Raw genomic sequence first — 12,018 nt, forward strand, 5'->3', positions numbered from 1 at the left:
AAAATAAGTTATGAGGGCGCCCTTCGTTAATAAGGAGGGCGCCCCTTATTTATAGGATTATTTGGTGAAAACTTAATTGCTTTAAAGGATTAATAATTCCGACTTGACTCATAGGATTTTATATATTAAACTTTGAAAGTATTAAATAGGGGGTTATGAAATGAATAACATATTAATTATCGTGAATGTTGTCGTTCTTCTCTTACTGATGTTCGGCTTGTTCATGATGCAAAAAAAGCATGTTTCTTTTTCAAAACGTGTGTTTACCGGACTTGGTTTAGGTCTTGTATTTGGATTTCTCATTCATCTTATTTACGGTGGAACACATGAAGTAACAACACAGTCGATTAACTGGTTTAACATTGTCGGCGGCGGTTATGTTAAACTGCTGCAAATGGTTGTTATGCCATTAGTGTTTATATCCATTGTGGGAGCTTTTACGAAATTAAAGCTGACTAAAAATATTGGGAAAATCAGTTTTCTTGTCATTGCCATCCTGCTTGGGACAACGGCGGTTTCCGCAGCTATCGGTATTGGATCCGCGCTCGGATTTGGACTTGATGGAATCAAGTTAACGGCAGGGGATGCCGAAAATGCCCGTAATGAGCTATTGAAAGAAAAAGTGGCTGGTGTAGAAACTATGACGCTGCCGCAGCAAATCGTTGAACTTATTCCAGGCAATCCGTTTCTAGATTTAACAGGCGCTCGTCCAACATCAACGATTGCCGTTGTTATTTTTGCAGCTTTCATCGGCGTGGCATATCTTGGGGTAAAACGCAAGGAACCTGAGAAAGCTGAATTTTTTGCAAAAATAATCGATACGTTATATTCCATCGTCATGAGGGTGGTAACGCTCATTCTCAGATTAACACCATACGGTATTTTGGCTATCATTACAAAGGTGGCTGCTGTAAGTGATTACGACGCGATTGTAAAATTAGGCAAGTTTGTCGTCGCTTCTTACGTGGCGCTTATCTTGATGTTTATTGTACATTTATTACTTATAACATTTGCAAAATTAAGCCCTGTAAACTATGTGAAAAAAGGGATGCCTACATTAACGTTTGCCTTTACGTCACGTTCAAGTGCAGGAACATTGCCAATGACCATTAAGACGCAAACGAAAGACTTTGGTGTGTCTGAAGGGGTTGCCAACTTTGCTGGTTCTTTCGGACTTTCCATCGGACAAAACGGCTGTGCAGGAATTTACCCGGCGATGCTCGCAGTCATGGTAGCGCCGTCTGCAGGTATTGACCCGACAAGCATTTCTTTTATCATCACTCTGATTATAGTAGTTGCAATCAGTTCATTCGGTGTAGCCGGTGTAGGCGGCGGGGCAACCTTCGCAGCCTTAATCGTTCTATCAGTCTTGAACCTGCCAGTTGCAATTGTTGGTCTTCTTATCTCTGTTGAGCCTCTAATTGACATGGGACGTACTGCCCTAAACGTCAGCGGTTCAATGACTGCCGGTGTGTTAACAAGTAAGGCAACCGGTGAATTCGATAGTGAAGTTTACAAGCAGCCTAACGTAGCGGAAGCATAATATGGTAATTAAAAAAGCAGAATGCTGGGATGGCATTCTGCTTTTTGTATATAGTAAACGCACTTGCTGTTAACCAATCGAGTGCAGTAAAAAGTTCGTCAAGAAAAGAATCGAAATAATATAGATTGATAGGGAAAGCTGATGTTTCTTGTTGGTAAACAGCTTTACCAGCGGATAGGCGATAAATCCGAAGGCAATTCCATCAACGATGCTGTAGGTTAACGGAATCATGATAATCACGAGAAAAGCCGGAAAGGCTTCCGTAAAATCAGTGAAATCGATATTTACGATATTAGTCAGCATTAAACCGCCGATAATAATTAGGATTGGCGCGATTGCTGTTGCCGGAACCAGTTTGATGAACGGCATGAAGAAAAGCGATGCCAGGAAAAGCAGCCCCGTGATAATCGAGGTTAAACCTGTTCTTCCGCCTGCGGTAATGCCTGCTGCCGTTTCAACCGTTGATACAGATGGACTAGTGCCGAATAATCCGCATACGATTGTGGAAATCGAAATGGCCTTTAAGGATTTTCCGTTTTTTTCAGGCGCTTGCAGCATCCCGTCTACTTGGGAATGAAGCAGGCCGATATTTTCAAAAACAAGCACCAATACCAGTGAAAAAGCCGCTGTCCAGAACGGAATGGTGGTTATATTTCCAAAGTCTGCACTTAGGAAGACGTTTTTATAGTCCGCAAAGGAAATAAAACTGGTGTGGGTTTTCGAAAAGTCTACCAATCCGAAAAGATAGGACACGATCGTTCCTAAAATAATGCTGATCAGGAAATTCCCAGGTACTTTCTTTAAAAATAAAAATAACGTGATAATCAGATTAATTATCGACGCCATTACAATCGGGGACGCCAAATTGCCAAGCGCCACAAAGTTCGTCGGATTCCCAACAATGATGCCGCTTTTTTGCAGGCCAATAAAGGCAATAAATAAGCCAATTCCGACTGAAATGGATTCCTTTAAAGATGACGGAATCGCTCTTGAGATGATGCCCGATAATTTCGTGAAAGCCACAATCACAAAGAGAATGCCTGATACAACTACGGCTGCCAGAGCCTCCTTGTAGTCCAGCCCCATCGTTCCGACAATTGTATAGGTGAATAGGGCATTAATCCCCATTCCTGGTACGATGATTAATGGTGCGTTGGCGATAAATGCCACAAGCACGCAGCCAATCAGTGAAGATAGTACGGTTGCGATAATTCCGGCTTCGAGTGGTATGCCTGCATCCTGCAGGATACTTCCATTGACAGCGATAATATAGACAATGGAAAAGAATGCCGTAACCCCCGCAATAACCTCCTTCTTCAAGCTTGTTCCGTGCTCCTTAAGTTTAAAAACTCCCTTCATTTTCTTATCACACTTTCTAGTGTGTCCCTCTCCCGCCCGCATCAAGTTAAAATTCTATGAATCAACTTATGCCGGGGAATATTATAACACAGAAAATGACAATGACAAGAGAGGAGGTTGCTTCCAGCTACTGCCTGCAGCACCCACCGTAACGCTCTAGAATTCGATCACGCCGGCTAAGTGCTGCAGTATTACAAAATTTAGGATAGAGTATGAAACGCGTTTCAGGTCAAGGGGCTAAATGTAATTTTTGAAAAAAAGACCTAGTTACAGTCACATCAACCGGCCGGAAGTCTTGAGATTAGATAGTACCCCGTTTAATCAATCTTACAGGTATCTCCTGATATGAAATTTCCTGGTTTTCCGCAATTCCTTGAAGGAAGAGCTTTCTGCCAATTTCTACAAGCGGGATTTCAATCGTCGTGATATCCATTATTTTTGCAATGGGTTGGTTATTAAATCCAATCAGCGCTAGATCATTCGGAATAGAAATCTGCCGATTCCTTGCGCAGGTGACAATTCCGGCAGCGACATCATCATTTGTCACCAGGAGGGCCGACGGAGGATCGTCCATACTTGCAATCGTATCAACGACCCGTTCGCCATCCTCAAAATAAAGACAATTATCGAAAACGTAAGCAGGGTCAAATGGCAAATGATTTTTTTTCAGAAAATCCTTATAGGCCATTTCTCTAAACTTACTGTTTGTACCCGTTTTTCTCCCGATGGAATAACCAACTTTTCGATGTCCGTTTTGTATTAAATATTCAAGCGCATAGATGAAGGTCTGATAGTGATCCACAAAGGTAGAAGACACTTTTTTGCCCCTGGTGTCCTCACACAGGACAATCGGCCCATAAGGAAGAAACTCCTCAATCAACGGCCAGCTGCTTGCTCTTGAACAAATGATTAACGCATCAATTTGTTTTTGCTTTAACATTTGTAAGGCGTCTAATTCTCTTTCTTCCTTATAGTTGGTTTGAAAAAGCACCAGATTATAATTGTGTGTCAATGCCTCATGGGAGATTCCTTTAATTAACGATGCGAAATAAGGGTGGTCAATGGATGGAACCATCACACCGACAAGGAAGGTTTTTCCCATGCTTAAATGAACCGCGTTAATATTTGGCTGGTAATTGCTTTGCTTAATGGCATCAAGAACAGCCTTGCGCTTTTCCTCTTTGACATAAGGGTGATTATTGAGCACCCTAGATACCGTCGTGACGGAAACGCCCGCCATTTTTGCTAAATCTCTGATATTAGTCAAGGTGTCAGACACTCTCCATCGATCCTATTATTAGGAAGAGTATAATACTTTTTATAAGGAAAATGAAGAATGAATAGCATCACTTCGTTAGGGTGTTATACGTGAGTAGGCTCTAGTTCAGGGGTGTTCAGCTTCATATACTTCCTGCCTCTGTTCGGATAAATCCCCTCTGTGTGATACCATTCCCATGCTTTTTCGCCCTTTTTGCGGCCGATGGAACCGTTCATTATGAGCCCCGGACTAATCAAGTGGCGGGGGATTCCTTTGATGTAATAAGTCCGGTTGGTGTTGAATTCGGTTAGCACAATGGTATCTTCAATTCTACTGGTCACTTCAAACAGACTGTCCTTCCGTTCAGAAAACTGGTCAAACTTATATTCGACTTTTTGCATCGCCAACTCGAGATTAAATTCACTGTGGTGAAGCCGAGGGAAATCGCATAAAAAGAGGTAATTTAGCAGGCGTTCGCAGGTTTTAAGGTCAGAGCGGGCCTCATTCGCATATTGGTTAACAAGACCATACCAAGAAGTGCCAACCTTTCGATCCAGCCAGCGGACGAAATTTTTTAACTGCATCAGGAATTTTTCGGTTTCTTTTTCTTGCGGCGTAATTTTCATACAATGAGGAAAATGAGTGAAGATTAATTCTTCCCAGAACGGGGAGTCGCATTCTTTCCATGATGGAGGACAAGAATCTTCTAACGTATCGGTCATAAAGCTTGAAAAAATCTCGAGAAATTCATTGCGGAGCTTGTTGGCAGGCTGTTCACGTTTGTAGGAGAGAATGTCTTTTCCATAATAGTGGACGTGCGCTCTGAAACGCAGGTGAAATTGAGAGCCTATCGCCATGTTCTTTAAAAATTCTTCCCGTTCCTCAGGATTAGCGAAAGGTTGTATAAATACATTCATTTGCAGCTTATCACCGCAGCATTTCTTCTGAGGTTTGCCGCTGCCGCACGGACATAAAGATTGTTTTTTCATAGAACGAATCAACCAGCTTTCTTAGTGGATTTTTTTGAAAGGGGCAAGAGAAGATATTCTAGGGGTGACAACCGTATTATAACTTATCTATGAAAAAATGAATCTGAAAATTGTGTGAACGCGGCCGATTTGTAAAAATTGGATTTAGTGTCAGCCTGAGGTAAAGTAGAATTAGTGGATTTTTTACGGGAGGATTTTGATATGAAAAAAGCAAAAGCAAACATCAAGGCCATATTAATTGCGGATCAGGATGGCACATTTGTGACCAGAAGGATTCCGGAAGTACAACTTGAATTTGGCGGAATACGAGGGGACAGACATTTCGGGGTAACGTGTGCGGCCGATTCCAGGCAGCCAATGTATCCAAAGGGGACGGAAATTCTGAACCGCCGGCAGATTACCGTCGTTTCAGAGGAAGACTGTGCCGAGATTGCGGAAGAGTTAGGGGTGCCGCATGTTCTGCCGGAATGGCTGGGAGCAAACCTATTGGTGCAAGGCTTTCCGGAGTTGACCAAATTAACGCTGGGCTCACGGATATTGTTCCCAAGCGGGGCTGGGTTGATCTGCATGGGGGAAAACCTGCCATGCATCTTCCCTGGTGAGGAGATTCAAAAGCATTTTCCGGACCATGCTAAGCTGGCCGCACGTTTTGTCCGTGCCGGGTATAAGCGGCGGGGTATCGTTTGTGCAGTGGAGAGACCGGGGGGCATTTCTGAAGGTGAAGAGGTACAAATATTGGTAAATGATTATATGAATCCATTGCAATAGGTGATGCCATGAGAACAAAACGAGCAAATAACCCAGTGGAATTGTTCTCATAAAAGGCATATGGGGGCTAATACCACATTTACGGAATGAAGCCGATACACTGAAATGAATTTTTCAAAAAGGGGACCTATTCACATGCAATTAGCTTTCGACCATTTGGTTTGGTTTTTCAAAAAGCCAGAGGAGGCTATCGCTCCTCTGGAACAAGTAGGTTTAAAAGTGGCACCTGGTGGGCGCCATGAGTCTTGGGGAACGTATAACACATTAAGTTATTTTGGATTAAGTTACTTAGAGTTTTTGGGGATTGAGGATTGGCAGCGGGCGGAAACGCATGAGGCCAACCGATTGATTACCCATATTGTGGAACAGCTTCCGAAGGATAATGGGGAGGGGCCGGCCAGAATTGCGATTCGTACAAATGAGATTGAAGCATTGGCAGAGCAGCTGAAACAGAAAGGGTTCACGGTTTATGGACCAATTCCAGGAGAGCGAGTCCGCGGTGACGGCGAGATTATTAGATGGTCGCTGCTATTTCCGGAATATGAAGGGGCGGAATTGAGGCTTCCCTTCTTTATTCAATGGGAAAAATCGGACGAGGAACGGTTGGCGGAACTAGACCAGCAAGGCCTCATTGACCTCCATCCGGCGGGGCATGTCCGATTTGAGGGTGTTGCTTTTGCGATCCATAATTTGGACGAAACCTTGTCCGTTTGGAAAAAACTCCTCGATATGCCCATCAGTGAGGAGTTCATCGACCAAGAATTAAATGCCCGCTGCGGAAAAATAGCATTGGAAGGAACAGAGCTTTTGTTTTGCAGTCCTATTGGGGAAGGGATGGTCGCGGAAGTGCTGAAGGAAAAAGGGGAAACTCCATTCTTAGTAAACCTTTCCGCTACAAACCAAAGACGTGTCTTTGAAATGCTAAAGGGATACTGGAGTTTCAAATAAGGGAAGCGTTAAACAGGGGGTCAGGCCCCCTGTTTTCGACTGTTAATTGATAATTCCTGAGTTAATAAGCTCCAAATCGAGTTTAGCCTTTATTGGAATGTTTTTAATGTCCGCATTTTTGTACTTTTCCTTCCAAAGTTGATGATGATGCACCCTTATTTCTTCCTCGATTCCAAACCCGTCACAATTTGCCGCTTGCAATTTGGCTATTGTTTTTTCAGCTTTCTTTGTTAATCGTTTCTGGATGGTTTTATTTAATTTTTTTAAAAGAATCGGGTTGGTTAATTGATCTTTTGGATATTCGGTAATTCGATATTGAAGCTTACTGGACAATATGGCGGTAACCGCCTCGTTTTTTACAGATAGCTTTGTTTTTTGGCGGTTATTCAAAATCTCTATCACAATAAACTCCTTTTGGCTATCTTGATTGTTCGTGTTCAATAAAAATGAAACCTTTTGCTTTTTTTCTCCATTAAGCAACAAAAACATCTTTGATTCGGAAACATTTAGTTTGCCGGTCATCTTTTCATTATTAAACAGTGCCATGCCGATGGAACGAGCACGATGCCGTTCAGGGCTGATTTTTAGAAGAGGCAGTAATGGATCTTTGGTGTGCTTCAGTAATAACGGGCAGACCGATTGCACGTTGTAGTTTGTAAAAAAGCCGGTTGCCTCGCCGCTTTTTAAATATTCATCATAATATTGTCCGTTTAAATTTGCTTCTTCCTGTTTAATGCGGACAGCATCCCTTGCCTTTCCTTCAATGATAGCCACTTTTGCCCCGAGAGCCCCTTTTGGGTTTCGGTAGATATGGTCAAGTTCTTTGTATAGCCCTTGTCTAGCCATTTCTTCACCGAAAAGAACGACTTGGGCTTTGGATATGTCGATTTTCTCGGAGATATTTAGATCGGCATGCAGCAAGGTATCTAAAGCTGTTTCCCCCTCCGTTGTCAGAATAGTGCTCTTAGTAGTAGAAGCAGAATTATTTTGGACTCCTTTGCTTATCGGATAGTCGGTGTTAGAGATGATCTTTCCATTGTGGCCTTTATCGTAACCGATGAGCAGGATTAATTTTTGTTCCTTCAATAGCCGTTGATCCCAACAGCCTGATAAAAGGAAAGGAATAGTTGTAAGGACGATGAACCGTTTAATAATGTTCCGCATTAACCTCACCCTTTGACCTTTTTTTAAAAAGAAAGGAAAGCAGTAAAAGAAATACTGGAATGGCCATAAAGAAGATATAGCCAGAGTAGGTTGCAGTCTTTGTCACTTTCTCTATTTCATTTTCTCCATTAAAAAATAGGGCAAAAACAAAGCAGGTAAAAGCGGACAGGTATACCCACGCTTTCCTCGGCCAGCGTTTTATGAGAAAGGTCCCTGCCAGGGAGGCACCGTAAAGATAGCTGATAAAGGAGGTTCCTACAAGGATAATCCATAATGAAATGATGAATAAGTCCGGCCTCTCAATAATTTTAAAAGAAAAAGATTTTAACAAATAAAGGACTGGTTGAGGCAGTAGTTTCATTACCTCATTGTTAAAGTATATTAAACAAACAAATGTCAGGAATGAGTAAAAAAAGGTAATAAAAATATTGGCTAAGGTAGCGGCTTTAAACTTTTCCCTTCCGCTTGCCAAAACAAAGGGAGATATTAATAGAATAAATTCAATCCCCTGCCAGGCTAACGTTACATTGGACGCTCCTTTTAAAATATTCATCAACCCCGATTGGCCAATTGGCAAAATATAATGGATATTCTCATCTTTAAAAGCGACAGGCGTGATGAATAAAAATACGAGCAAAGCAAAAGTGGCGATGAAGTAAAACCTTGCGATTACCTTTAAATTATCGATGGCGATGTAAATGCCGACGGACGCCATCAAAAAAAGAATGACCCAAGCTGGGGTGTAGGGGAGCATCCACCTTTTTAAGATATGGACAAATAAAACAAGTATGGTTGCCCCTGTAAATAAGAAATAACCCATATAAAGGAATGTAATGCCTTTTCCGATAGCATTTCCAAACATCGAATGCAGAATTTGAAAAAGGTCTTGGTTAGGAAACCTGCTGCACAAAATAAGGTAGAAAAGGACAAGAATCTCCATAAATAGACCTGTTAGAAGAAGAGATATCCAACTATCCCCTTTGGCTATTTGGTGGATTTCATAAGGAAGGGATAGAAAGGCAACTCCTATTTGTGTTTGTATTAAAAAAGTAATCATCTGGAGTTTCGTGATTTGAACTTTATTTTTCATTTTTTTCCCATCTTCTAGGTTGATTTAGTCGTTTTTTATTTTTCACATGCAATTCCCGAGGGCGATCCTTTAGCAGCCAAATCGGAAATCGAATAATGGCGTCCTTCATTCCCTGTAAATTAAACGGGGCAATTGGGGTGAAGTAAGGAGTCCCCAAAGATTCAAGCTTACACAGGTGGCCGACAATAAACATTAAGGAAAAGATAATTCCAGCAAAACCGAAAGTGGCCGCTGACAGCATGATTGGAAAGGTTAAAATCCGGACCGTATTGCTCATCTCATAGGATGCTACGGTAAAGGAGGAAATGGCTGTAAGAGCTATGACAATCACCATGATGTTGGAAACTAGCCCTGCAGAAACGATAGCATCCCCGATGATTAAACCTCCTACAATACCAATGGTTTGTCCAATCGGTGTCGGCAGACGAATTCCCGCTTCACGAATTAACTCGATGGTAAACGCCATAACCATGGCTTCAATTAAGGGCGGAAACGGGATGTTTTCTACCGAACTTTTCACCAGTACTAAAATTTCTTTCGGGATAATCTCGAAGTGAAACCCGATTACCGCAATATATAAACTAGGTAATAGAAGTGATAGCAGAAAACAGACCACTCTTAGAAAACGAAAAAAGGAACCGGTAATAATCCGGGTGTTATAATCATCCGATGTTTGGAAGAAGGAAAAGAATGATACAGGAAGAGCGAGTGCATCAGAACTACCTTCAGACAATAGGATGATTCTTCCTTCCATTAATTGTGCAATCGCCCGGTCGGGTCGTTCGGTATAAAGTAAATGAGGAAAAGGGGAGAATGGCTGGTCCTCTAGTAACTCTTCCAGGTACCCGGGGCTGAATGTCATATCGATGGATAGAGTTTGTATTCTTTCTTCTAGTCTCTTTACTAAAGCAGGGTTACAGATTCCTTCGATATAAACAAGCGCTATCTGGGTGTTTGTGTATTCCCCGATCTGGTGGTAGTTAATTTTTAGATGCCTGCTTTCAATCCCTTTTCTGATTAAGCCAATATTGGTTGATAGGTTTTCAACAAAACCAACATGCGAGCCTCTAACTGTTTTCTCACTATCAGGTTCTTTAAGATTACGGGAAATCTCTTTCATCGTATTAAAAGAAAAGATTTCGTCAAGGCCATTGAATATAACAACGGCATTCCCTTTTAATAAAGCCTTTACGGACTCTTGCAGCGTTATTTTATCTTGTGTTTCGGCAGTGTAAGGAATATCCGCAGCATTCAATTCGCCAAATTTTATTAAAGGGAATAAAATACTCTCTTGAATCTTTTCCGAGTCTGAAATTGTAGCAATATATATGACAAACCCTTTCCTGCTGTTATAGGAAACTGGGAGCATTAGTAAGTCTTCGGTATTAACGAACGAATTCTTTATGTATTCTATGCGGGCATCGAAAGTGGCAACATCCTTAGTAGAAGGTTGTCCATTCTTATCCTCAAAATCGGATGTCTGTTTCATAGATGAACCCCTCAGAATGAAATGTACATTTTATGTTTTACTAAAGTTTCCAATCCTATTCGTTTCAAATCTATAATAATTAAAGGGGTTGAGGGCAGCCTCAGCAGTTAGTATCTGTATAAAAAAAGGGGGTCAGGCCCCCGGCGCATTAATACTTTAATGCATCTGAAGCCTGACCCCGTTTTTCCATTTCGAGTGCGGTAACGATATAGGCAAATCCGTTCATCAGAAAATATATGACATTGGATTGGGCTCGCTCGGTTTCCCCTAAATAGGTATTAATGATGGTGAAAACAGAATATAAGATGACAAAGAATAAGGCGATTTTGTTGAATATGACCATTGCTTCCAACCCCTTTATTTAGATGCTTATATTAGCTTATTTGCATGCAGGCGATTTTATGCAGTGGGACAGCCCCCAGCTTGTTAAGGTAATGGTGATTGAGGGACTTATACCTAGTGTATTAACGGTAAAAAGGAAGGTGACTCGGCACCTTCCTTTTTTGACGGGAATTTTTAGCGGTACATGGTCCACTTCCCAATATCTTTAAAGCCAAGCCGTTTATAAATACGGCCTGCTTCCGGGTTATCATAGAAGAGACAAAGCGTTTTACCTTCAGCTAGAACAACCTTAAATAACTTTTCCATGATAGCTGTTGCTAGACCTTGACGGCGGTTTTCCTTTCGCGTGCAGACTCCGACAATCATTGCTGATATGGAATTTTCCGCTGTTGTGGAAACACAGGCGGTCATCACACCTTGGCGGATGGTATAATAGGTTCTTCCTGTGTTGGATTCCATCGCATTGATTAACATCTTCCGGGCATCGCTTCTAATTTGAAATTCCTCAATGCTGCTGCGAAGCTCAATGATTTGATCAACGTCCTCAATTGTCGCCTTTTTAACATCTACATTGTTGTCACCAAGACAATCGTCAGAAAGGCACTCTGCAAAAAATGTTACTTGTTTTTTGCCAAGAGATAGTTCCTCAAAAACTTCGAATTTCTCCACGATGTCAGACTTCCCGGATAGAAAAATAGGCTGTGTGTACTGTTTCATAATCGAAACGAATCCGCTTGTATCGAACTCTCCCTTTGCATACGGGATAAAGGATTGATGGTACCGAAGCAGGACGGCCTTAATGGAGTACTTCTCATCAAATTCTCCCCAAAGCTCCTGAAACTCAGAGGAATATCCAAAAGCCTCGATATCCCCAATGATAAATAGATTAATAGACGGTTCTTCACTTAAAAAGGTAAGAACCTGCTGGTGGTCTTGTTCGGTAAGCTTCCTAATCACGCCATGATCCCCCCCTTGTTTTAAATAGAGTACTCGTGCGATATGGAAAGTTCAAGGATTTTTTTGAAAAGGCCTGCTTAAAACTCGTAATCCTTAAAAGATATATAAATA

The 12,018-nt window shown here is 41.7% G+C and carries 11 protein-coding genes; 3 read left to right on the forward strand and 8 right to left on the reverse strand.

The annotated features are described in order from the left end of the window. Positions 1-160: 160 nt before the first annotated feature. Entirely contained in the window at positions 161-1,543 is a 1,383-nt protein-coding gene (locus QNN06_RS02250; RefSeq protein ID WP_213120792.1) for an L-cystine transporter, read from the forward strand. A 69-nt stretch (positions 1,544-1,612) separates the two neighbouring features. Here the strand turns inward: QNN06_RS02250 and QNN06_RS02255 are convergent, their stop codons facing one another. The 3 genes from QNN06_RS02255 to QNN06_RS02265 form a co-directional block, all read right to left on the reverse strand. Then, positions 1,613-2,902 carry an NCS2 family permease gene (locus QNN06_RS02255; protein WP_284036877.1) on the reverse strand — a complete coding sequence of 430 codons (1,290 nt, stop codon included), beginning with the start codon at positions 2,900-2,902 and terminating at the stop codon, positions 1,613-1,615. A gap of 301 nt (positions 2,903-3,203) precedes the next feature. Further along, positions 3,204-4,169 (reverse strand): LacI family DNA-binding transcriptional regulator, encoded by a 966-nt coding sequence (locus QNN06_RS02260; RefSeq protein ID WP_213120790.1) that lies wholly within the window; start codon positions 4,167-4,169, stop codon positions 3,204-3,206. Between the two features lie 95 nt (positions 4,170-4,264). Continuing rightward, positions 4,265-5,149 (reverse strand): SEC-C domain-containing protein, encoded by an 885-nt coding sequence (locus tag QNN06_RS02265; RefSeq protein WP_213120789.1) that lies wholly within the window; start codon positions 5,147-5,149, stop codon positions 4,265-4,267. A gap of 201 nt (positions 5,150-5,350) precedes the next feature. Here QNN06_RS02265 and QNN06_RS02270 point away from each other — a divergent pair, with 201 nt between their 5' ends. Further along, positions 5,351-5,917, forward strand: coding sequence for an MOSC domain-containing protein (locus QNN06_RS02270; protein WP_213120788.1), 567 nt, complete (start codon positions 5,351-5,353; stop codon positions 5,915-5,917). 135 nt (positions 5,918-6,052) lie between these two features. After that, positions 6,053-6,865 (forward strand): VOC family protein, encoded by an 813-nt coding sequence (locus QNN06_RS02275; RefSeq protein WP_213120787.1) that lies wholly within the window; start codon positions 6,053-6,055, stop codon positions 6,863-6,865. 42 nt (positions 6,866-6,907) lie between these two features. On the opposite strand, the gene QNN06_RS02280 is transcribed toward QNN06_RS02275, so the two are convergent. From QNN06_RS02280 to QNN06_RS02300, 5 genes are all read right to left on the reverse strand, one after another. After that, positions 6,908-8,029: a Ger(x)C family spore germination protein gene (locus QNN06_RS02280; RefSeq protein ID WP_284036878.1), complete on the reverse strand. Its 1,122-nt coding sequence runs from the start codon at positions 8,027-8,029 to the stop codon at positions 6,908-6,910. Continuing rightward, positions 8,013-9,119, reverse strand: a complete 1,107-nt coding sequence (locus QNN06_RS02285) for a GerAB/ArcD/ProY family transporter (RefSeq protein WP_213120785.1) — start codon at positions 9,117-9,119, stop codon at positions 8,013-8,015. Before QNN06_RS02285 ends, QNN06_RS02280 begins: the two co-directional genes overlap by 17 nt. Beyond that, complete coding sequence (locus QNN06_RS02290) at positions 9,109-10,608, reverse strand: spore germination protein (protein ID WP_213120784.1); 1,500 nt, start codon at positions 10,606-10,608, stop codon at positions 9,109-9,111. Before QNN06_RS02290 ends, QNN06_RS02285 begins: the two co-directional genes overlap by 11 nt. Before the next feature lie 148 nt (positions 10,609-10,756). Then, positions 10,757-10,951, reverse strand: coding sequence for a hypothetical protein (locus tag QNN06_RS02295; RefSeq protein WP_284036879.1), 195 nt, complete (start codon positions 10,949-10,951; stop codon positions 10,757-10,759). Positions 10,952-11,124: 173 nt separating this feature from the next. Then, on the reverse strand, positions 11,125-11,907 hold the full coding sequence (locus QNN06_RS02300) for a GNAT family N-acetyltransferase (protein ID WP_284036880.1): 783 nt from the start codon (positions 11,905-11,907) through the stop codon (positions 11,125-11,127). Positions 11,908-12,018 lie beyond the last annotated feature (111 nt).

It is taken from the genome of Neobacillus sp. 114 (genome assembly GCF_030127045.1).
GTDB classification, from domain to species: Bacteria; Bacillota; Bacilli; order Bacillales; family Cytobacillaceae; genus Neobacillus; species Neobacillus rhizophilus.

Coding starts and splice junctions, on each gene's coding strand:
- QNN06_RS02295 (WP_284036879.1), bottom strand. CDS start 10,951: ATGGTCATATTCAACAAAATCGCCTTATTCTTTGTCATCTTATATTCT.
- QNN06_RS02290 (WP_213120784.1), bottom strand. CDS start 10,608: ATGAAACAGACATCCGATTTTGAGGATAAGAATGGACAACCTTCTACT.
- QNN06_RS02255 (WP_284036877.1), bottom strand. CDS start 2,902: ATGAAGGGAGTTTTTAAACTTAAGGAGCACGGAACAAGCTTGAAGAAG.
- QNN06_RS02285 (WP_213120785.1), bottom strand. CDS start 9,119: ATGAAAAATAAAGTTCAAATCACGAAACTCCAGATGATTACTTTTTTA.
- QNN06_RS02265 (WP_213120789.1), bottom strand. CDS start 5,149: ATGAAAAAACAATCTTTATGTCCGTGCGGCAGCGGCAAACCTCAGAAG.
- QNN06_RS02275 (WP_213120787.1), top strand. CDS start 6,053: ATGCAATTAGCTTTCGACCATTTGGTTTGGTTTTTCAAAAAGCCAGAG.
- QNN06_RS02280 (WP_284036878.1), bottom strand. CDS start 8,029: ATGCGGAACATTATTAAACGGTTCATCGTCCTTACAACTATTCCTTTC.
- QNN06_RS02270 (WP_213120788.1), top strand. CDS start 5,351: ATGAAAAAAGCAAAAGCAAACATCAAGGCCATATTAATTGCGGATCAG.
- QNN06_RS02250 (WP_213120792.1), top strand. CDS start 161: ATGAATAACATATTAATTATCGTGAATGTTGTCGTTCTTCTCTTACTG.